This is a genomic window from Odoribacter laneus YIT 12061 (assembly GCF_000243215.1).
Classification (GTDB): domain Bacteria; phylum Bacteroidota; class Bacteroidia; order Bacteroidales; family Marinifilaceae; genus Culturomica; species Culturomica lanea.
Window position 1 is genome coordinate 153346 of the sequence record NZ_JH594598.1, and the last position, 22529, is coordinate 175874.

Sequence of the window (22529 nt, forward strand, 5' to 3'; positions counted from 1 at the left end):
GGAGGGAATACAGCCTTCTCTTACAACAGTTGTCCAACCGTAGATGGTCCGTGCGGAGCGACAAATCAATGTACCGATCAGAATAGTATACAAGAAAAGTGTTTCAGTGACTTAGCCTGTGGAGGAGGCTCGACAGACCCCGTCGAGAGCCGCTATACCGACGCTATTCCTATTGTCGAAGATTCTTGTGGTTGTGCCACTTACGAAAGATGTGCAACCATTTTTACGCCCTGTGAAGTTCAGCTATAATCACACAAAACTTTATTCGGATTCCTATATACCCTTATAAATCTAACTAAAAATCAAGTTATGAAAAAAATCAAATTAGAATTCCGGAAAGAAGTAATATCCACTTTAAATGAAAGCGAACTGGCAAGAATACAGGGAGGAAATACAGCTTTTTCCTATAACAGCTGTCCGACAGTAGACGGCCCTTGTACAGCAACAAGCGAATGTACCGATCAGGATAGCTGGCAAGGTAAATGTTTTAGTGATCTGGCTTGTGGTAGTAGAAATACAGATCCCGTACTAGATCATGCAATGGATAAGCACCCTAGCGATTACTGTCTTTTAGTTTCCGACGACGATCATTAATATAAAGTAAAAGAAATAAGTATTTTACTTTTATTTACTTTAATATTCTAAAATATGAAAAAAATCAAATTAGAATTCCATAAAGAGGTGATATCTTCTTTGTCGGGCAACGAGCTTTCAAAAATCCGGGGAGGCATGACAGCTTCTTGTTATGGCAAATGTCCAACGGAAGATTATGCTTGTGCAGATTCCGGTAATTGTGATACCTGGCTGGAATGTACGATGGAACCCATATCAAAAGAATGTGAATCTGAAAAATGTGTAGAACCGCCGCATCCACCCGTAGGCCCTGTAATAAGTTGCGGTTGTGCCACTTTCGATTGCTCATCCTTTGGTGTTGCTTGTCAAGTTCAGTGAGCCTTCTATACAAGCTTACCTCAAAAGTCAAAATTTCGACTTTTTGAAAAGAAATGTTCCTGAAGGAATAAATTAGAGAAAGGCGGATTGGCGGAACGAAAGTCCTTGATGGATGTCTATTTATCAGAACTTTTGGTTCGCCAATCAAACGGTTAGATCTTGTCCCTCAGATTTGAAATGTCGTTTTCCTGTCTCCAAAAATTTTTTTAATTTTTCGTTCTCTCTGCATTTTTAGTCTAAACCCACCCAACGAGCCAAATCATTATAACCTTTTACAATGTCGCGGACAATATCCAATCCGGCTTTTACCCCACCGACTATTTTAGACAAATGAGAATCCGGATTCCCCAGCTCTTCTATCAAACGCTTCAACCGATTTAAAACACCTTTTTTCTTCATCTCTTCTGGCGTTTTGTATTGTTCCGCTTTTTCCAATATCCCCGCCAACGCCTCAAATTCCCGGGCTTCTTCTTTTTTCCCTTTTTCATTCAACAACTGGGCCAAATCGTTTAAACATCCTTGTACGCGAATATTACAATCATAAAAATTAAAATTATTCCGTACAGATTTATTGATCAATACTCCTTTTCCTCCGATAATATTTTCAGCGTTAATATTATAATTCACAACATATTTATCCATATCAATATTCTGCTGTCTGATATCATCATAATAAGGTACTTTATCCTGCGCATGATTGAATATTTTTTTATCCGTAAGCCATAAAATGTTGTTTTCTTTTCCGGAAATTTCTCCAAATATCTTAATTGCATACCGCAATTCGGGTTGCCGGGTTTTGTAAGAACTAAATATTTCATTTAAGGTTTTCCGGAGTGCAGTCAGATAAGCCGTTTTCTGGAATCCTTTTACGGAAACGCTAATTGTCCGGTCCTCTTCCCTCACCAAAGCAATCGTACCACTCCCGTCTTCTAAAATAGCCCCATACCTCCAAACCTGGTAAAATCCTTTTTCCTGTTTAATTTCCCGGTTATGTCTGACAATAAAACGCGAAACGGTATCGGGAGGCAAAGGTTGTTCTGAACGATACTGCAACATAAGACTATTTCCGATAGGAAAATCAGGCAAATGAGCAGGACGGTCTTCCTGTAAAAGATGAGGAATAATTAAACATCCTCCTTCTTTGGTTTCATAAGCCAACTCGTAAAATATCATCAATTTAAAAATAAACGAATGTTTTTCTATCGGATAACGGTCTGTCTCTTCCCGGAATACTTTTTCAAAATCTTTCAAAGTCAAAGAATACCGCTGTTCCTGATGTACCCAGTTGATAACTTTATACACCCCTTGACTGATCCATTCCGGATTCAGTACCAAGGTATCAAACTCTTCCATATCCTTGTACCACAGACTAATTCCCAAGGCATGTAAATTTTTCAATAATATCTCTGTATTCTGTACATTGTATTTCCTGGCAATTGCTTTAAACTCACTTTTGGTAATATGCTCCTTTTTCTTAACCGGATCACTTGGAATAAAATATTCCTCCAGCTCTTCTTTTACCTTATAATAATTCTGTGGAATTTCCTGATTGTTCCAGGAAGGATGACTATTGATATAATTAACGACAAATTCCCGAAAATCAGTCAAACCTGCCACATTATCCCGAATAGAAAAAGAGTAAAAAGCAGCTATCGGATATTGCTCTTTTAAAGAATTAATGGGAATATCTACTCTGTGCCGATCCCGTTCGTTCACCAATATAATTGCCTCCGAATCCTCTCCGTAATTTGTCATATGATTTAACCAATACTCGAGACGGTTTCTTCCTTCTGTACGTCCGTCATAAACGATAATATACAAACAATGCTCTGAAAGAAAAAATTGATGTACTGCATGAGTGACTGTATGACCAGCAAAATCCCAAATGTGTACATTTACATTTTGTTTTTCAATTTCCCACAGCAAGGTATCCACTCCAGCCGTACTTTCATTCTCTTCCGTCATGGGAGCCTTCGGGTCAATCAAGCGCCTGGCCAAACTGGTTTTTCCAGCCCCTTTATCTCCTAGAATGATAATACGGGCTTCGTTGAATTGGATTGCTCCTTGTTTTTCCAGTTCTTCCAGATAATGTCCGACGGCAGCAGCTCCCTGTTCCCGGATTTCTTTAGGGACACTCAAACGCCGTTTTAAAGCTTCAGGATCAAACGTAAATCCATTTCGATAAATATTCCGGTACAAACGTCCCCAATAAGCGCAATCTTCGTCCTGCAAGGCCTTCTCCCAAGTCACCCACAGTTTGTCATACCGCTTTTGTAATTCCTGTACTTTTACCGTCCCCGGAATTTTCAACCCCCTCAAATCCCGTAAAAGCAAAGAAGTAAAATCCGGTTGCATTCCCCAATAATTCTCAGCTGCATATATTAAATCGGTCGCAGCATAAACAGCATAATACCTATCCAATAAAGAATAAACAGCATCCGCAACGGCAAAAACAGCATAAGCAACCGTATTTCGGTGCACAGTAAAAGCTAATCCCTCTGTATCTTCTACAGCAATATCAGATAAATCCGAAAAACCTTCTTCCTTCCTCTGTAGAATAGCCCATATGTTTTTATCCAGAGTAGAAAAAATAGTATATAAAAATTGCTGCCGCTCTTGTTTTTCCCAATATGCAAAACTCCCCTCCACACTTAAAAAAGGCAAAGCCCGGACAGCACAATGCCAAGCAAAATACAAGACTTGCTCTTCTTTCGATTTTTTCAAATATTGACTTATTCTCTTTTCAAAAGCCTCCACATCCATAACGGTACGGTTTATCATTATCAAATACAGACACCCTTCCCCATAGAAAACAGAAGCAGATAAACACTTCTATTATTTCTTTCTATCGGAACACACCCGCTCCTACGATAAACCCATACTTATTCGATCACCTATGCTGCAAATTTATCTATTTCACTCTTTCTTTGCTCCTAAAAAGAATGCTATATTATGTTATTAAATCGAAAATAACTGTGAAAAAATGTTACAAATTCACGTTTGATAACTTTTAAGTCTTTTTAGAATTTGCTTATTATTTAAAATTATTCTTTCAAAAAATACGCTTATTCTCTAAAGGAGGTAACCAACTATCTTTCAATTCCGTAAACTACCTTTGGAGAGTAGATCTGCAGCAGAAAGGAGACATAGGAATAAAATAGGGAATCTATATGCTTATCCTCCTAAAAACGGAATCCTATTTTTATTCTTTCTGATCTTTCATCAGATAACTGTTATTTATCTTTCAGCTAAGGACTGTCGCTCGGCACAAGGATATCCATCGGATACGTTCCGACAGAGACATAGAAAAGATAGAAAAATAATTCACAAGGCATTATTGTCTTCCGAAATAGTGTTGAGGAATAAAATGTTGAATAATTATGGAATACAATACCCCTAACACCACGCAGGTTATACTGGTCGACACGAACGATCATCCCCTAGGTATTACAGACAAATTAGAAGCTCACCGACAGGGTCTTCTCCACCGGGCCATACTCGTCTTTATCTTTAATCATAAAGGAGAATGGCTTTTACAAAGGCGCACGGCTTTCAAATATCACTCTGGAGGACTATGGTCCAATACGTGCTGTACGCATGCTCATCCGGGAGAAATTCCACTGGAAGCAGCACAGCGGAAACTAAAAGAAGAAATGGGACTAAAATGCCCGCTTGAAAAATCATTCTGCTTTACCTACAAGGCAAAACTGGATCATGGAGTTACTGAACATGAATACGAACATGTATTTACAGGCTATACGGAATATATGCCGGACGTAAACCCTCTCGAAGTTTGGGATTGGAAGTATTTATCTTCAGACATTATCCGGTTGGACGAACGTCTTCACCCGGAAAGATACACGGTATGGTTCCGGCAAGTCTACCAAAAAGTACTTCAATATCAAAAACAAAAAGTGTAAATCCTTCCTTCCCGGCTTATACAACAGCCAAAGGAGGTCTTTACAGTTTATTCTTCCTACTGATGCCAGGGTAAAAACTTTCCTCCCGTTTCAGTAGAAACAGCCGGAACAAGACGAAAGCCCTTCTTTAACTATGTCAGCAAATTCATCTGCTTGCTTTGAAATCCCTTCTCTTTTTAATCGAGCATAATGGAAATATAGTTACCTTTACGCCCTCAAAAAACAACAATGAACGACATTTTAAGGCTGGCCCTTCAAAATCAGGAAAAAGCTCGGAAAATTATTGAAGAGCTCCAGCTAATTCCCATTTGGAAATCTGTCGGAGCTGACCCTCATTTAGTGGGTTCACTACGTATGGGTTTACTCATGAAACACCGTGATATCGATTTTCATATCTATTCAGATCCATTGGAGGTTTCCCAAAGTTTTGCTGCCATCCAAAAAATGGCGAAAAACCCTGCTATCCGACAAATCGAATACAAAAACCTTTCCGATACAGAGGAGAAATGTATCGAATGGCATGCCTGGTATACGGATCATACGAACGAATTGTGGCAAATAGACATGATTCACATTCTAAAAGGTTCTTTTTATGACGGATATTTCGAAAAAATGGCCGATCGCATTGTCGCCCTATTGACTCCCGAAACCAAACAGCTTATTCTGCAACTGAAAAATGATACCCCTGAAAGCGAAAAAATTATGGGAGTGGAATATTATCAAGCTGTACTCCGGGATGGAATCCGGAATTACGCCGATTTTGAAAAATGGAGAATACACCACCCCGTCAACGGTATTCTCCATTGGATTCCGTAATATTTAAGGTCATTTCTTCTTAGAATCACCGGAAAATCAGATATTCTGTTTTTACACTGTCGCTCAAAACATTTGGTTAAAAACGGCGAAAGGTTTTTCTCTTTTTGTCATTTTTCAGACTTTCCTCTTCCCTTCCGAAACGAAAATGCTTCCGAAAGAGAAACCCAATGGACTGAAAATTTTCCGGGAATTTACCCCAACTAAAATTTTCGGTTCTCTTCCAGAAAACACAACAACAGCAAATCTTTTTGCGTTATAAATACAGTCAATCTTATTTCTAACCGCGCAAATAAAAAAGAAATATGAACAAGAAAAAATATAGCGTAACAGCCTTTGCTATCGTTGCCGCCATTTGTGTTTTATTAATCATCATAATTTTATACAGAACAAGAAATGTAAAAGAAAATGAACTTGATTTAGGGGCAGTACCCGCTGAAGTCGAACAAGGTACCCCTTGATTTTGCACGTTTACGTATTATATTCCTCCTTTAAAAGCAGCTGCAAACAGCCCGGTCTTTCTGACGGACTCCCTGTTGAGGATTAATCCTCCGGATTTGGTAGACGAAACTTCCTTCCTGGAAAACGCCAAACCGGCTATCAAATGGAAAATTATTGCCTCCATGCAGAAGCTGGCCGTACCCAGCATTTTGATAAATTGATTTATATTTTAAAATACCTCACCTCCTACCTGAACAGAAAATCTACTAAGACTCTGTATCATCTCGAAATATCCCGTAATCACTTTGATTTTAGTGTCAAAACATTCTTGTTGTTTTACAGCAAAAGAAAAAATCAGAGCTGTTTTTCCATAGTGTAATTAATCATTGTCGTATTTTCAAAACTCACTTTATTTTCCCTTTTCAGGCAAAACCCCTGTTTCTCAAAAAAAGGAAGAGCCGTAATACTCACCTCAGCACTTAAAACGGTAGCACCATATCTACGTGCATATTCTTCTGCTTTAGTCAGTAATAAACGGGCAATTCCTTGCCGTTGATAACGGTAATCGACAAACATTGAATGGAGATAACCTTGGGAATTGATGGAAGTAAAACCGACAATTTTCTGATCCTCTGTTTCAGCTACCATAAATTGTAAAGAACTGGCAAATAATTCTTCCCAACGGGACTTATCCGCTTTTCGTCCCCAAGCCTCGATTTGTTGGGGGGTATAATCTCTGCTGTTCACCCGAAGCAATGTTTCCTGAAAAAGCCGGGTTAAAACGGCGAGTTCTTTATTTTCTGCATTCCGAATCCGATACATCATCTTTTCAAATAAAAGCTACATTTATGTCTTTCCTCTCCCAAAGAAAACATTTATTTGCTGTTTGGTCTTTAGGGAAATTTAAAAATAACTGTTTTATAAAAATCAAACAAGACCTTCCTTTATCCTTTCAAAAGTAAGAAATTATTTAAAATCCGAAGCATGCGTTAAACCTCTGAACAAAGCTTTCTCTCCTTGCGTTTCACTAGAAAGATCAATCCTTAAAATTTCTACATATGGAAAAGAAAAACACAAAAGAGCAATTAAAAAATCCGCTGACGGGTTATTATACCGGCGGATATAAAGAACAACCCCAGCCCTCTCCGGGTATACAACAAAAAATGCAACCCCGACCGGACTGCGGAGAAGAGAGTTACGAAGGGCATCAACGTCTGGCCGGACGTAAGGCATTAATTACGGGTGGAGACTCCGGCATAGGCCGGGCCGCAGCGATAGCCTATGCCCGGGAGGGAGCAGACATTGTCCTGAATTATTTACCGGAAGAACAGTGCGATGCAGAAGAAGTTGCCAGCTATATCGAGAAAGCCGGCCGAAAAGTATTCCTGATTCCCGGCAATTTGGAAGACGAAAACTTTTGTTGTCAATTGGTAGAAGAAGCCAATAAAAAATTAGGAGGTTTGGATATCCTAACCTTAGTTGCCGGCTACCAGAAATCGGTAGATGACATTGAAAAAATAAAAACGGAGGATATAAAAAAGACCTTTACGACCAATGTATTCAGTCTGTTTTGGCTCATCAAAGCCGCCATTCCGTATTTACCGGCTGGTTCTTCCATTATAACGACAAGTTCGATCCAGGCATTTCAACCTAATCCGGATTTACTCGATTATGCAGCAACCAAAGCAGCCATTATTGCTTTTACCCGGGGGTTAGGTAAACAACTGGCTTCAAAAGGAATACGCGTAAACTCCGTAGCCCCCGGTCCCATCTGGACTCCTTTACAGGTAACCGAAGCCCAGCCCAAAGGTAAACTGGCTCATTTTGGGCAATCAACCCCTTTGCAAAGAGCCGGGCAACCGGTAGAATTGGCCGGGACTTATGTATTGTTGGCCTCTAACGAATCGAGCTATACAACTGCAGAAGTATACGGGGTTACCGGTGGACATCATACGAATTAAATCCCTTTGAACAGAACCGGAGGTTCGTTCTTCAGCAGCTTAACAGGCACGCATCCGGCACAACCCACGTTTGCCAAAATAGAACGGACTTACCGGTTTTCTGTTTCCCGATGATATCTTATTGTATAGCCTCCAGCCGAAAGTATCAAAGAATCAGCCGAAAGGGTTTCAATATGTAAGGTGTCTGTAAAAATTATAGTTTGCCCATTCCCTAAACTCTTTCCTTTTAGCAACAATTTATTTCCTTCCTTTTGCCAATGTTCATACACCAGGGTAGCCATATTCACCGACTCTGCTATCCCTCCGTTTTCTATCCGGATCCCTTGCATTACTCCGGGCATTCCCTTAACAGCCTCCAACCAGGTTCCTATTATTTCCGGACACTCCCTTTGTCCCGGCACTACAATAATCTTGGTTGCCCTGATTATCCCCCCTTCCGGCTTTTCCGCATAATATATCGTCGCCGTATCTCCCAGCAAAATTCCCTCTTTCACCACTTTTTCTGCATCTGCAGTACTTATGGTCACGACATCTCCCCCAGCTGTCTTTATCATCAGAGTATTCATCGAAGCCTCGGTAATCACTCCTTTTAAAGATTGCTCTTTATGGGTTTGACAAGCACTCCATAAAAAAATCACCCCTATTATCCCCAATAGTAATTTTCCTTTTTTCATTGTCATCTGTTTTTAACTGTATTTCACAAATTTACACTCATCCGAATCCTATGTCGGCATTCCATATTTTCTCAAAATACTTACCAAATCCGTTTTCTCTTTTACAATCTTTCCTAATCTCTATTCCCCTAGTTTTTGAGCTATTCTACAAAACCGTTTTCAAAAGAAGCAATAAATTTCCATACTCCCAAACAAATTCTATCCGAATAAAAACACATTTTATTTTTCCTTTTTTATCTTATCCCCAAACATGCCCAGCCCTCAAATCTAAAGTTTACTTAATCAATTTTAAAGCAACTAATATATACATAAAAATACTAAAAACCAGATAGTTACATTTGCAAAATCTTTAGCGCTGATGTATTTTTGTATACGTGCTAAACATAAAATCTAAATAACAGTTTTATTACATGAAACAAACATTTACTTTTTATCCTTCTCTCATAGCCTCTACAGCTAGTACTGCTAATGCTGAAATCTTTGACTTAAGTATAGAAGCCTTTGAACAGGGAGAATATTTAAAATCTCTCCATTTATTACTGGATTCCATCAACAAAGATTTGAGAACTAGTTACAGTAATCCGCAAGGGAACGAATTTCACATTCCTCACGGCCCCCTTTTTATCCGCTTAAAGGAGGACGAGGAACAATTACATATTACGGCTCCGTTTTTAATTCTACCGGAGAAAAACCAAATTGCTATGCTAAGACAAGTGAGCAGCCTCAACTTCAACGATCTCGACTTGGCTCATCTGGTCCTAAAAGGGAATCAATTTTACTTTGAATACCACTGTCCTCTTTCTTTCAGTCATCCCCGTAAAATCCACTATGTTCTGAAAGAAATTTGTACCATAGGGAACAAATACGACTACGAATTTCAGGATTTGTTCGCAGTTCAAAGAATAAACCGGCCTTTCTTTACACCTTATACTCCGGAGGAAGTAGAATATGTATATGAAGCGATACAACAAAGTTGTAAAGAATGCCTGCAAGGTTTGAGGTATTTTGAGTCCTCCCGGAAATTCGGAGATATGTGGGATATTCTTTCGGCTACTTTCCTGAAAATAATGTACGTAGCTCATCCACAAGGTAGTTTGCGCGATACACTGGAAAAAGCCATCCGGGATATGAACCGGAATATTCCTTTGGCAGCCATCGTCACCAACGGCAGGCAGACGCTGGAAGAGATACAAGCTCTTTCTCCGGAAGAATTAGCTAAAAGCCTCTATTTTACAGCAACATTCATCTCTGACAAGCAGCGCTCTAATATGCAAAAGATACGGGAAGATTATGAGAAATGCTATAAGCAAGTTTCAGCTTGTCTGGAAGCCGGTGATTATAGAACAGTTTGTCTCCGGATTACACACAAATTTTATGAAACTTACTATCAAAATCACATGCAGGAAGATTTGAATTGCATTCTGGTAAAAGCTTTAACCCAAGCTTCGGCTTGTTCCTGGAGCAAAGCTGCTCCTATTTTGTATCAGACATTGGAAGCCATTATGCAAGGTCCGCAGAAAAATACCAAGTTTCAGAATCCGATTGCAGCCTAAACAAAATATAAAACATACGCTATGCAAGAATTGATTTACCATTCTATATATAAAGTCAGTCAAGCCCGGGGATCCGGCAGTTGCTTTTATTTAAAAGATTACAATTTGTTCGTTACGAACAGCCATGTCGTAGAAGGCTTTCGGCAGGTTGCCCTGGAAGATCACCACCGCAACCGTTATCCGGCACGGGTCATATTAGCCCATCCGGCCTTAGACGTAGCTTTTCTTAAAGCAGAATCCGATTTTTCCTTTTTGCCTGATTTACCGCTTGCAAAGGAAGAAGCAGCTATCGGCAGTAAAATCCGGGTAGCCGGCTACCCTTTCGGCATGCCGTTTACCCTTACGGAAGGTACTGTTTCCTCTCCCCATCAATACATGGACGGTTACTACCAGCTCCAAACGGATGCCGCTGTTAATCCAGGCAACAGTGGAGGTCCTATGCTAAACGAAAAAGGGGAAGTCATTGCCATTACGACCAGTAAATTCACGAATGCAGATAACATGGGATTCGGTATTCCTATTCATACCTTGTTTCCTTTACTGGAAAAAAGCCGTAATTTAAATTTAGAATACTTAAGTATTCAATGTAGTTGCTGCGATGAAATCATTACAGAAGAGGAGGATTATTGTCCCTGCTGTGGAAATAAAATTCCTTTCTATTTATTTCACGAACGCCCCCTAACCGATATTGCCGTATACTGTGAAAAAGCGATCGAAGATATGGGGGTCAATCCGCTCTTGACCCGTATAGGACAGGAAAATTGGACGTTCCATTCAGGCAAGTCTGAAATCCGTATGTTTATCTATCAGCAATCCTTCTTGTTTTGCACTTCTCCGATTAACACTTTACCCAAAAAAAATTTCGGACCTTTATTACATTATTTGTTGACGGTTCCTGACTTGGCTCCTTACCAAATCGGATTAAATGGGAATCAGATTTTCCTATCTTATCGGATCCATCTTTCTGATGTTTTATCGGACACAGACCGTATTATTCAGAAAAATATTACCCAAATGGCAGCCCGGGCAGACGAGTTGGCAGATTACTTGGCCGAAACCTATGGATGCGGATTTCCCCCTTGTACCCGTATTGATCAGCCGGTTAATAACTCCTCTTTTTCTATAAAAACGGAGTAAAACACGGAGGATAAATAGGTAAAACGGCCAATCTCTACTTTTCTAACAAAGGAAGATATTCCCCGTATCCTTGTGCTTCCATATCTTCTTTGGGTATAAATCGTAAAGCCGCACTGTTGATACAATATCGCAAACCTCCCTGTTCTCTGGGTCCATCATTAAAAACATGTCCGAGGTGGGCGTTCCCGGTCTTACTACGTACTTCAACTCTTCTCATTCCATGCGAGGTATCCATTCGCTCTTCGATCAATCCTTTTTGAATGGGTTTTGAAAAACTAGGCCAGCCGCATCCGGAATCGAATTTATCGGTAGAGATAAATAAAGGTTCCCCAGTCGTAATATCGACATAAATTCCTTCCCTGTATTCATTCCAATACTCATTCCGGAAAGGTGGCTCTGTTGCATTTTTTTGGGTGACAGCATATTGCTCCGGCGATAAACGGGCTTTCAAACGGGCATCGTCCGGTTTACGATAGACCGGATCTCCCGTCTTATCGGTTTTTACAGCTTCGGAAGGCTCTATTTCTTTCTTCTGCTCCGGATGTGCTTTCCGGGCCATTTCGAATAGTTCCGGAGAAATGTGACAATAACCTCCCGGATTTTTATCCAGGTAATCCTGATGATAACCTTCCGCAACATAAAAATTGGTCAACGGTTTTATTTCTATCGCCAACGGCTTCTTATATTCACGGGCCAAAGCGTAAACGGCCTTTTCTATCACAGGAAGATCGGCCTTGTCGGTATAATAAATACCCGTCCTGTACTGCGTCCCCCGGTCATTGCCCTGACGATTTAAACTCGTAGGATCTATCGTTTTAAAATACAATTCCAACAAAAACGGTAAATCCACTTCCTGCGAATCATATACGACTTTCACGGTTTCGGCAAAACCGGTATTCCCACGACATACCTGCTGATAAGTGGGATTGACGATATTTCCATTGGCATAACCGACCTGTGTATTTTTTACTCCCTGAATCTGTTTCATAAAATGCTCTGTTCCCCAAAAACAACCACCGGCTAAATAAATTTCTCTCTGATGATCCATGACATTCTTTTGCTTAGTTTCAATAGCAGGTATATTCCCTCCGGTCCGTCCAGAGAAATGACCCGCTATTAACAATGTAATTACAATAATTATACTTTTCATTTTTTCTCCGTCTTTTCTATTAATCGTAAATCCTTTCCTAAAAGTTATGTGTTTACGTTTTCTCTCCTTCTCTTTAACTTTTTTGTGTTCCCCCTAAACAAAAATACTTGAATATATGAACTTTCTGAACATTTATACCTCTTAATTTTTTTAATATTCTACCTATTACCAAAAGATAACTATTTATTATATTTATATATTTCGCTTGATTTGAGTTAGTCCATAGTCTGCAATTTATTGAAGATTTCAGAAATAGAAGTGCCTCAGGTTTCCATTTGTCAGCATGGGGATAGAAAACTGATTTTAGATTAACTATTATATTTTAAAAGCTTATGAAAACCCTTTTCAGGAAGTCTGCAATGCTCTTATTCCATCGCTATGTTTATTTGCCTGCGATAACGATGGCGAAACACCTGTCACCACTTTAAAACTTGATCCCGCAGAATGTACGATTAAAAACTGGAACTTCTCTTGCCTTAAAGGTGCTAAATTGGCTTCGACATGGTACAACAATGTCAACGGATATACCGAAACGCAAACCGTAAAAGCCTGCATTATGAATATCGGGCAGACTGGTCCCGCCGAGTGCATGACCGAATGGTATAAGGGCAACTGTATAGCCCGTCCTATTCTGGCATTTTAATGCTGTAACCGAAAAATAAAAAGCTGTACAAAAAGTTCTTTTGTATAGCTTTTTTAGTTTCTCCTATCAATTTGTTCTTTTTCCTTCCCCGCCTTCTTATAGATAAAATTAAAATATTTTTTCAATTCTTCTTAAAATTAACTAAAAAAAATGCATTCTATATAAATATAATTGTATTTTTATGCAGTTATAATTTCAATTTAAAATATTCTAGGGTATTATATGAATCAAATCCTTCCTTTTTTTTCTTTTTGAAAAAATCCGAACAAAAGAATTGCATAAATATACAAAACGCTATCCTACTGAAATAATCGTTAATTGATTTTATAAAAAGAAAAACTTATGAAAAACAACATAAGATCTAGGGGAAGATTTCTTCCCTGGATTATCCTTCTTATGTGAATATCTATCAATTTCCTGCTGGAGGATGGCAGGGCTTATAATCTCATTGGGATGAAAAAAATTTATTTATTGTGGGTGATTTCAATTTTTGCGATTTCAACATTTTCATGTAAAGACGACGATGACAACAAGGTTGTTCCGCCTCCTGTAGAAAAAGGAGCTGTCGTTATCAATGCTGTAATCGGTCTGGAAGGCAGAGCAAATCCAGAGGATGCACAAGGAACAAAATGGGCGGCAGGCGATCAGATCTGTGTTTTGACAAACGACAGTAGTTTTCTTTATCGTTATACGAATAATACGTGGGCAGCTACAGACACCAGTATGTATTTAGTATGGGGAGAAGAAAGTCTGGAATTAAGTGGTTATTATCCAGGAACAAGCGGCGTATCCATGAAAACCTTTTCACTGCCGGTCGATCAGAAAGAGCAGAAGAATCTGGCAGCTGCAGATTATATGATTTGCGATCCCTTTATGCTATCGGAATGTCCGGCCGATAAAACAGCCACGCTTCATTTTTCCCGTCTGACGACAAAAGTTACTTTCCGTATCCCAGCATATGAAGGCGTCATTACGGACGTGAAAATCACTTCTCCTTGTAAAGGAATTACCAATGGTACTCCTGTAGAAGAAGCGGTTACGATCCTTCCCTATCAAACCGGAGAAAACCAGTCTGCTATTTATTCTGCACTGCTTATCACCGGCGAAAAAGAGGTTTCTACTGAAAATTTTATCACTTTTATGGCCGACGATAAGGAAATGATGTTGCAGGGAATTCCAGCCATGACAGCCGGTTATGCTTATCAATATACGTTGAGTATAGAAGGGGAATCCGTTATTGTCACTCGGGTAGAAATCGGAGAATGGGGAGATTCCGGCAAAGACGAACCTCTGCCTGTAGACACTATACTTACTATTGAAGGCCAAGCCTTAGCGACATATTCAGAAGTGACCGCTCCTTATATCAAAGAATTGATTGTCACCGGAGAAATGAGTCCGGAAGCCTGGACAGCTCTGCTGAAATTCCCGCGTATTTCTTCCATTACCATTCAGGATTATACAGGAACCCTCCCGGAAAATTGTTTTTACAATCTGGACACCAAAAAAACAACTTTACCGACTTCTCTGACAACTTTTAAAGCATTAAAGGTAACAGCTATCGGAGAAAGTGCTTTTAGGGCCTGTCAATCGCTGCAAACGATAGAATTTCCAGAAGCACGAATTGTCGGTGACCATACTTTCTACAATTGCTACAATTTATCCACTATATCCTGCGAAAAAGTCGAAAAACTGGAAGCTTATGCTTTCGCCAACTGTAAAGCTGTCGTCTCCATAAACTTTCCGGTTTTACAGGAAGCCGGAAAATCTTCTCTCTATACCTGTTCTGCTTTACAGAATGTATCTCTTCCTCAAGTTAAGAAATTAGATTATGGCACTTTCTATTATTGTAAGGCCCTGACTTCTATTACCCTTCCGGAAGTCACAGAATTCGATGATTATACGTTTGCCCATTGTACGGCACTTGTCTCAGCAGAATTTCCGAAATTAAAAAAAACCGGAACTTATACGTTTGCCCAATGTACGGCTTTTGAAACTTTATCCGCCCCGGTTTTAAAGGAGATTACCGACTTTATGTTTACGAACACAGCCATAAAGAAAATCCCGGATTGCCTTCAAAACGTCACAAAGGTCGGACAAAAAGCATTTTATACCTGTAAGGAGTTGACAGAAGTAACTTTAACTGAAATTGACACAGTAGGCGTAGGCGCTTTTTATCAATGTGCAGCCTTGAAGCAGGTTACCCTGGAATCAACCCGCTATATAGATGCAGATGCATTCCGCTCCTGCGCAGCCTTGGAAAGGCTGTCTTTACCTAAAGTGGAATTCATCGGCAATTTTGCTTTCAACAGTTGTACTAAATTAGAATCCATCGATTTACCTCAGGCTTTGTCAATAGGAAACTATACTTTTGCCAAATGTGAAAATATAAAAGAGGTGTCTGTGCCCAAAGTAGAATGGTTAGGCATGGAATGCTTCGAATATTGTTCTTCGCTGAAAAGTTTCAAATCTACTACCGTAAAGACAATTGATCCCCGTTGCTTTGCCGATTGCAGCGCGATGACAGAAGTGGACCTCCCGCTTCTCACCAATCTCTCCAGCTATATGTTTTATCGTTGCTATGCCCTGACTCAGGTAAATTTACCAAATGTAAAACGAGTAGGAAATTTTGTCTTCCATACCAATAAAGCACTCGAATCTATCTCCTTACCGGAAGTGACTTTCTTTGGGACAAATACGTTTAACGGATGTGCCAACCTACGGGAAGTAAATATCCCGAAAGCTGATACATTGGGATTTCAAATGTTTTCGTCTTGTACAAATTTATCTGAAATTTCCCTCCCAAGGGTCAACTATATCGATTCTAAAGCATTCCTGAAATGTTCCGGCCTAAACACCGTCAAATTCGGAGCCACCGGCGAAATTAAATTCAATGGTGCCGAGGTATTTTCAGAAGCTTCTTATTCAACTTGCGACCTCTATCTGAATGCAAACGGTATCGAAATACAAAACGTAACCGGTACCAGTTGGAAAGATTATGTCTGGAAATCAGTCACTCCTTACCAACCTGAAAATTAATTCAAAATGGTGACAAAAGGACGGTTCTTTTGTCACCATTTTCATTTTCTCTCCTTCCCCACAACCAGCATACAAAACCACAAAAAGTCCACGGGCTTATTAAAAGAATCAACACAAATAATGTGGATAGATTCACATTTAGGACCTTTCCTCCTTATCTATTTTTCCATTTGTTTTTCATTTCTCTTTCGTTCCTCTTTCTTTCTCTTCGCTGATTATACCAGTAACATACAAGCCCCGGAATCAAAAAGACGACTATACTCATGATGATTGTTTCCATATGATTATATTGATTTTTTGTTCTACTTATCCTCCCTAGCAAATATGGCGCCCAACATAATTATCCTTCCGATGTCGGTGGTGTTAAATTAAATATTGGCCGTTAAAGTAACAAATATAACTAATAAGAGGGACACAGTAATGATTGTCAATTTAAAAAAATTTCATAGAGTTGGGGGTATATGCCATAGCGGCTCCTTTGGGTCTATTCAATCAAAGAGAAGTGCAGGGAGCCAATGTGTTTATCGAATAGAAAGTTGTAGGGAATCCGAATCGGCTAAACGATACAAAAACCCCACCTTGATAGGTAAAGGGTACAGATACATGGGATATGTACCTTTATTCTATGCTAACAAGAAAGGAGTGCTGCTCGTTGTCTTTGATTCAGCAGAAAATACTCCTTTTATCCCCTGTAAAACAAGTATAAGTTACCCGGCAGGAAAGATAGTTTTATAATCGGTAATAAAAGAAACGTCCCCTATCCCCTTTTTACTATCTTTGCAACAAGGGTAAAAGTGTAAAAAACAAATCCGGTTCTCTGCTTCTCTGATGGAAGTAACAGCAACCGATTCCTTCCTAGGACTATAAATACATGAAAGAAGCATTTATTAAATTACATATTTCCATTTTACTGGCAGGAATTACCGGTTTATTTGGAAAATTGATCAGTCTCAATGAAGGACTATTGGTATGGTATCGAATGATGTTCGCCTCCCTTCTTTTTATATCCTTTCTTGCTCTGCAAAAAAGGTTAAAACTCCCCCCGCTGAAAGAAATTTTAAAAATAAGCGGTATCGGTTTACTTTTAGGACTACACTGGATATTTTTTTACGGGAGCATTAAAGCCTCCAATATATCTATAGGGGTAGTCTGTTTTTCACTTACCGGCTTTTTCACTGCTTTCTTAGAACCGCTCTTGAATCGTCATTCCGTTTCCTTTAAGGAAGTATTGTTCAGTTTATTGACATTAGCCGGAATTATCCTGATCTTTCATTTCGACACCCGATATCGTCTCGGAATCGGTTTAGGTATTATCTCCTCTGCTTTAGCCGCTCTATTCACCATCACCAACAAAAAAATAAGGGGACGGGAGGATGCCAATACGTTGTTATTATTCGAGATGGGAGGTGGCTTTATCGGCTTGAGTTTTATTTTACCGTTTTATCTCTATTATTTTCCTGTGCATACCATTTTTCCGGACAGATCCGATTTTATATATTTACTTTTCTTGGCTTCCTTCTGTACGATCGGGCTCTATCTTTTACAAATACAGGTATTGAACAGAATTTCCGCTTTTACAGTCAACCTCAGTTATAATCTGGAACCTCTTTACAGTATTTTATTGGCAATGCTCTTTTTTCACGAAGCCCAGGAATTAAACACAAGTTTTTATCTAGGTTTAGGGTTGATTCTGCTTTCTGTACTTTTGCAGACCTATCACGTTCTGCACACCAATCGTTCCGGGGCACTATAAACAATTTCCCGCATCCTTTTTCCAGGATATTTTCTATCATTAAAAGCTTCCCTTAAAAGATAGCGGTTTCGTCTACCAGATAGGCTATCGACTCATAAGGCTGCTTCATATGGTCCTGCATAACGATTTCACAGGTACGAGCTAAAGAGTAACAGCCATCAAATTTTTGAGAAGTAATTTCGTGACTTTCTTCCCGGGTAGCAGACTCCGAAAGTTCGGGGAAAATAAATCCCCTGTCGCCGGAAGCCCCGCAACATCCCCAATTTTCCGGTAACACGACGTCTTTAGCACATTGATGGGCAATTTCCAGCATAGCCGGTACCAATTCCATAATCCGGCAAGCACAAGTCGGGTGTAAAAGGATTCTGTTTTTGGGACGTATCTGTTCGGCTTTCGGTAAGATATAATCTTTCAACCATTCGGTAATATCCAGTATTTTCAACTTTTGGTATTTCTCAAAATTTCCAGGTGTCAGTATTTTTTCTCCGGTCTCATATAAGAGCGTATGAGTACAGGAAGTAGTGTCGCAAAAAACAGGGATCCGTCCCTGATCTGTCCATTTGTAAAAAGATTCAATTGTACAGTTTGCCATCCATTTTTGTCCTTCCGGATTCCCTTTATGTCCCCAGATCTGCGAACAACACAGGCCCTGGACTTTTTCCGGCAGTCGGACTTTTATACCGGCCTTATCGGCAAGTCTCAGAATAACGGATATTAAATCTTCTTTTTTCAAGGTAGAAGCTCCGAATATACGGGTGACGCAGGAAGGGAAATAAATAAAATCCGGTTCGGCTTCTTCCCGGAAAGATAATTTCCGGGGCATAGGAAAATGTTCTGACCAATGGGGAAATTGCTGAATAAGTTTATGCAAAAAGTCGGTAGCCCAAATGAAAGGATAGGGAGACAATACCTTCTCCGTACCGACGGCCAATTTTAAAGCTCCCCGTATTTCTTTTTCCGTAGCTTCGAAATGTTCCGCTGCATACAGCATTATTTTAGTCTCTTCTTTTCCGGCTTTCTTTACCCTCAGCGCATCCGTTACAATCCCTGTATTGATTCCCATAGGGCAAGGCAGCTGGCACATTCCGTCCACGGCACAAGTCTTCTCTCCGATATAATCGTATTGTTTTTCCAGTTCCTTATCTCCTTCCCGCTTGATAATCCGACGGGCTTGTAAACGCTGCCGCGGAGTAAGAGTGACATTTCTGGAAGGGCAAACATGTTCACAGTATCCACATTCAATACAAGTATCTGCTTTTTCGTAATCAAAATCTGCCCCGAAAAGTGTCATCTCTTTTAAGGGATGCAAATGGGCTTCCGGATCGGAATTTATAATTACCCCTTTGTTCAAAATTCCTTGGGGGTCAGCCAGTTTTTTCAATCGTTGCATCATCCCATATATTTCGCTTCCCCATTCCCTTTCCACAAAAGGCGCAACGGCACGGCCGGTTCCATGTTCTCCCTTGAGCGAACCGTTTAATGATAACACCAGCTCCACCATCCCCTCCATAAAATAAGCAAAATTTCCCACTTCTTTCCGATCCCGCATCCCGGAAGTAATCAGGGGATGCAAATTTCCATCGCGGGCATGCCCGAATACGGCCCCTTCGTAACCGTATTTCCGAAACAATTGTTGTAATCCGTCTACCAATAAATCCAAACGATCGACAGGAGCAGCCACATCTTCCAGAATAACAGCATCTCCCGGAATGCGAGCACCTGCTACACATGGAAATATCCCATCCCGAATTTCCCATAAACGCTCCCGCTCTGCCACCGTATGGGTAAAATCTTTCATTTGTACCATTCCTTTCAACCGGCGAAGAGCCGGATTCAATTCTGCGATTTTACCCCGCATTTCTTCTGAACCGGAAGCCCCATAGTCGATTAAAAGAGCTGTTGTGCCGCTCGGGAAATCCATTTTTCCAGGCCCCAGGCTTGCCAGAGAAGCATAATCCATCATCTCGACGGCTACGGCTCCACTATCCCCGATAAGCGGGGCTGCCGCCGCCGCCAAGGTCGCGTTTTCAAAATACAACATAGCCGAGCTGTATACCGGTAATAAAGGCAACGTATTCAATTCTGCAGAAATAATAAACCCCAAAGTACCTTCGGCTCCAATCAGCAGATGGGCAAAAATATCCATAGGGTGTTCGAAATCGACAAAAGCATTGACACTATAGCCTGTTACATTCTTAATTTTGTATTTTTCCACAATACGATTCCGGAGGACTTCTTTATTTAATATTTCCCTCCGGATTTCTGTCAATCCCTGACAAAGTTCCCGTTCCGTTTCTTCAAATCTCGTCCGGTCCTCTACCGACCCGCTATTATACCAATGTCCGTTTGCCAGCATAAATTCAATAGAATTCAAGGTATGATAAGCGTTATAACGCGTGCCCGTCTGCATCCCGCTGCTGTTATTCGACAGGATTCCTCCCATCATGGCGGCAACGGCAGAAGCCGGATCCGGCCCTATTTTCGTCTGATAAGTACGTAACAACTTATTTACCTGAGCAGCCGTCAATCCCGGTTCAAACCAAATCTTCTTTCCGTTTTCCCTTACTTCGTTTCTTTTCCAAGCCGTACGTAATTCACAGATAATTCCGTCATTCACGGTTTGCCCGGAAAGAGAAGTTCCCCCCGTCCGGAAGGTTATACCCACTTGATGAGAACGGGCAATTGCTAACAATTGCTGTACCTCTGCAGCATTCTCCGGACGTACAATCACTTCCGGCTTTATGTTGAAATAGGAACCATCCCTGGAGTAGATCTCCCGATATAAATCGGATGTCAGTATCTGGTTTTTCTCAAATACTTTCGACAGATCTTGTATCAACCGCTCTTTCATAATTTTCCTTGTTAAAGCCTCTCTAAAAATTTCAGTCTATCTTTTGCCTAAAGGTTAAACAACAAGCCTATTAATTTTGTTTCGAAAAGGATTTAAAAAGTTATGTCTTCTTCTTTTTAAAGTAAAAAGACCGTCAAAAGTAATTTCTGACGGTCTTTACAGGTCTCTATTTCTAAAAATTTATTCTTTTACACAACGTACATTACATCCGTAGGCATGTCCTGCCCGGAATATGGCGGCGCGCCCTGATGCCAGATAGAGATTCCGGCTGTAAACGTCATCGGGTACCATTGTCGTCGTCCAATAATAAGCGCGCGTGCCCGTATCATTGATTCCGTCGAAAATAAAAATCATACCCGAGAACGGAAAGAAATCGCCATTTCCTCCGGTCCAATAGCGGCCGAAAGATTCGGCTTTGCCCCAATTAGCAGCATATTCGGTTTCCGTTTGGTTGAGATCGCCGAAGGCTTGAGCCGGAGGCACTCTATACCCTACAGGACAAGGATCAAAAATACTTTTCCGTCTACCTTCGGCATTTTCATCCTTACCCCAGAGATCGTTATTGCACGCCAAACTATTTTTAATAGCCATATACCAGGAATAAACCCCCGAAGTATACGAGCCGAAAAAGGTCATAGGATGTTGAATCGAATGAGGGATATTGCCCGGCGCAGTAGACACAGGAAGAGGGGCTTGCCCTTCAACTATCCATTTTCCACTACCATCCCCTACCTGACGGTTCGCTTCATTCTGTTTCGATGCGTAAGAAGAACCGGAAGGCAGGAAAGGATCTTTCCGGCCCCATTGGTACAACAATCCCCGGTTATTGACATCCCCCGGTGTATTATTCAACGCTCCCAGGTTACGATCCATAAATTCATAACCATTGGCCGCCGAAGCCTCTATGGGTTCGTTGCAAACCCAGATATGCCAACTCCAGAGGATATTGCCCGCGCCATCTTTAAGAGCAATGACAGCATTCCCCTGATAGGTACCAGTTGAAAAATAGATATTCCCATTGTCATAATAGGGGATATCCTGAATCACATTGGCACAAGACGAGCGATTGAACTCAAAAGTACTTTCCCACAACAGGTCGGCATAAGCAGCTTTCAACGTATCGATTTGTAAACCGCAGGTTTCAATATAACCTGAAGTGCCGTCTCCCAACTCATTACCATTGCCCTTGACTGTTGCATCAAATCGATAAGTGTTACCTGTCGATACGATATAACAATTGGCCGTACCGTCAGCCGAAAGGTTTTGCGCATTATAAGGAGCCTGAGCGAGAAGGATATGTTCCTCCACGGCATTCCCTTCTTGTTGTGCGACAACAGTAAGCGTAGCCGTGAGTATCTCAGAAACAGCGTTCGCCTCTGCCCGAATAATGAGTACATCTCCCTCCCGGGTCACCGTTGCCCAGGAGCCGGTTGTCTCATACGTCCAATCTTCCGTATTGGACAGGACGATGATCTCTTTTCGACCGCCATCGGGACCAAATATCACCTTTACAGAAGATACCGATAGTGCCGGCGCCATCACAGGACCTTCTCCATATATGTCTTTGTTCTCGGTGCAAGCTGTCATTGCAAATAACAGCAAAACCAAAACCGAATAAATTATCTTTTTCATTTTCGAATTGTTTT

18 protein-coding genes are annotated in these 22529 nt (G+C 40.5%); 12 read left to right on the plus strand and 6 right to left on the minus strand.

The window, feature by feature from the left end:
* The 3 genes from HMPREF9449_RS16755 to HMPREF9449_RS14830 all read left to right on the plus strand — a co-directional run.
* Positions 1 to 249: hypothetical protein (locus HMPREF9449_RS16755; protein ID WP_009138081.1), on the plus strand; the 249-nt coding region annotated here is incomplete at its 5' end.
* A gap of 60 nt (positions 250 to 309) precedes the next feature.
* Positions 310 to 594 (plus strand): class I lanthipeptide, encoded by a 285-nt coding sequence (locus HMPREF9449_RS14825; protein WP_009138082.1) that lies wholly within the window; start codon positions 310 to 312, stop codon positions 592 to 594.
* A gap of 54 nt (positions 595 to 648) precedes the next feature.
* Positions 649 to 951 (plus strand): class I lanthipeptide, encoded by a 303-nt coding sequence (locus HMPREF9449_RS14830; RefSeq protein ID WP_009138083.1) that lies wholly within the window; start codon positions 649 to 651, stop codon positions 949 to 951.
* A 231-nt stretch (positions 952 to 1182) separates the two neighbouring features.
* Here the strand turns inward: HMPREF9449_RS14830 and HMPREF9449_RS14835 are convergent, their stop codons facing one another.
* Positions 1183 to 3714, minus strand: a complete 2532-nt coding sequence (locus tag HMPREF9449_RS14835; RefSeq protein ID WP_009138084.1) for a COR domain-containing protein — start codon at positions 3712 to 3714, stop codon at positions 1183 to 1185.
* Positions 3715 to 4331: 617 nt separating this feature from the next.
* Here HMPREF9449_RS14835 and idi point away from each other — a divergent pair.
* From idi to HMPREF9449_RS16635, 3 genes are all read left to right on the plus strand, one after another.
* Positions 4332 to 4871, plus strand: a complete 540-nt coding sequence (gene idi / locus HMPREF9449_RS14840; protein ID WP_009138085.1) for an isopentenyl-diphosphate Delta-isomerase — start codon at positions 4332 to 4334, stop codon at positions 4869 to 4871.
* A 228-nt stretch (positions 4872 to 5099) separates the two neighbouring features.
* Complete coding sequence (locus HMPREF9449_RS14845) at positions 5100 to 5687, plus strand: hypothetical protein (RefSeq protein ID WP_009138086.1); 588 nt, start codon at positions 5100 to 5102, stop codon at positions 5685 to 5687.
* A 302-nt stretch (positions 5688 to 5989) separates the two neighbouring features.
* Positions 5990 to 6145 (plus strand): hypothetical protein, encoded by a 156-nt coding sequence (locus HMPREF9449_RS16635; protein WP_009138087.1) that lies wholly within the window; start codon positions 5990 to 5992, stop codon positions 6143 to 6145.
* A gap of 334 nt (positions 6146 to 6479) precedes the next feature.
* Here HMPREF9449_RS16635 and HMPREF9449_RS14850 read toward each other — a convergent pair whose 3' ends face one another.
* Complete coding sequence (locus HMPREF9449_RS14850) at positions 6480 to 6950, minus strand: GNAT family N-acetyltransferase (protein WP_083833181.1); 471 nt, start codon at positions 6948 to 6950, stop codon at positions 6480 to 6482.
* A gap of 233 nt (positions 6951 to 7183) precedes the next feature.
* Here HMPREF9449_RS14850 and HMPREF9449_RS14855 point away from each other — a divergent pair, with 233 nt between their 5' ends.
* Positions 7184 to 8086 carry an SDR family oxidoreductase gene (locus HMPREF9449_RS14855; protein WP_009138090.1) on the plus strand — a complete coding sequence of 301 codons (903 nt, stop codon included), beginning with the start codon at positions 7184 to 7186 and terminating at the stop codon, positions 8084 to 8086.
* An 89-nt stretch (positions 8087 to 8175) separates the two neighbouring features.
* On the opposite strand, the gene HMPREF9449_RS16020 is transcribed toward HMPREF9449_RS14855, so the two are convergent.
* On the minus strand, positions 8176 to 8760 hold the full coding sequence (locus tag HMPREF9449_RS16020) for a lipocalin-like domain-containing protein (protein ID WP_009138091.1): 585 nt from the start codon (positions 8758 to 8760) through the stop codon (positions 8176 to 8178).
* A 410-nt stretch (positions 8761 to 9170) separates the two neighbouring features.
* Here HMPREF9449_RS16020 and HMPREF9449_RS14865 point away from each other — a divergent pair, with 410 nt between their 5' ends.
* Together HMPREF9449_RS14865 and HMPREF9449_RS14870 are read left to right on the plus strand one after the other, a co-directional pair.
* Complete coding sequence (locus HMPREF9449_RS14865; RefSeq protein WP_009138092.1) at positions 9171 to 10313, plus strand: hypothetical protein; 1143 nt, start codon at positions 9171 to 9173, stop codon at positions 10311 to 10313.
* Between the two features lie 21 nt (positions 10314 to 10334).
* On the plus strand, positions 10335 to 11450 hold the full coding sequence (locus tag HMPREF9449_RS14870; protein ID WP_009138093.1) for a serine protease: 1116 nt from the start codon (positions 10335 to 10337) through the stop codon (positions 11448 to 11450).
* Between the two features lie 34 nt (positions 11451 to 11484).
* Here HMPREF9449_RS14870 and msrB read toward each other — a convergent pair whose 3' ends face one another.
* The gene (gene msrB, locus HMPREF9449_RS14875) at positions 11485 to 12600 is read right to left on the minus strand and encodes a peptide-methionine (R)-S-oxide reductase MsrB (RefSeq protein ID WP_009138094.1); all 1116 of its coding nucleotides are present in this window, start codon (positions 12598 to 12600) and stop codon (positions 11485 to 11487) included.
* Positions 12601 to 13090: 490 nt separating this feature from the next.
* Here msrB and HMPREF9449_RS16640 point away from each other — a divergent pair, with 490 nt between their 5' ends.
* The 3 genes from HMPREF9449_RS16640 (at position 13091) to HMPREF9449_RS14885 (ending at position 18032) form a co-directional block, all read left to right on the plus strand.
* Positions 13091 to 13243 carry a hypothetical protein gene (locus HMPREF9449_RS16640; RefSeq protein WP_156793298.1) on the plus strand — a complete coding sequence of 51 codons (153 nt, stop codon included), beginning with the start codon at positions 13091 to 13093 and terminating at the stop codon, positions 13241 to 13243.
* A 453-nt stretch (positions 13244 to 13696) separates the two neighbouring features.
* A complete protein-coding gene (locus HMPREF9449_RS14880) occupies positions 13697 to 16279 on the plus strand; it encodes a leucine-rich repeat protein (protein ID WP_009138095.1) in 2583 nt (860 codons plus the stop codon).
* 871 nt (positions 16280 to 17150) lie between these two features.
* Positions 17151 to 18032 (plus strand): DMT family transporter, encoded by an 882-nt coding sequence (locus HMPREF9449_RS14885; RefSeq protein WP_009138096.1) that lies wholly within the window; start codon positions 17151 to 17153, stop codon positions 18030 to 18032.
* A 52-nt stretch (positions 18033 to 18084) separates the two neighbouring features.
* On the opposite strand, the gene HMPREF9449_RS14890 is transcribed toward HMPREF9449_RS14885, so the two are convergent.
* Positions 18085 to 20883, minus strand: coding sequence for an FAD-binding and (Fe-S)-binding domain-containing protein (locus HMPREF9449_RS14890; RefSeq protein ID WP_009138097.1), 2799 nt, complete (start codon positions 20881 to 20883; stop codon positions 18085 to 18087).
* 180 nt (positions 20884 to 21063) lie between these two features.
* Complete coding sequence (locus tag HMPREF9449_RS14895; protein WP_009138098.1) at positions 21064 to 22515, minus strand: hypothetical protein; 1452 nt, start codon at positions 22513 to 22515, stop codon at positions 21064 to 21066.
* Positions 22516 to 22529 lie beyond the last annotated feature (14 nt).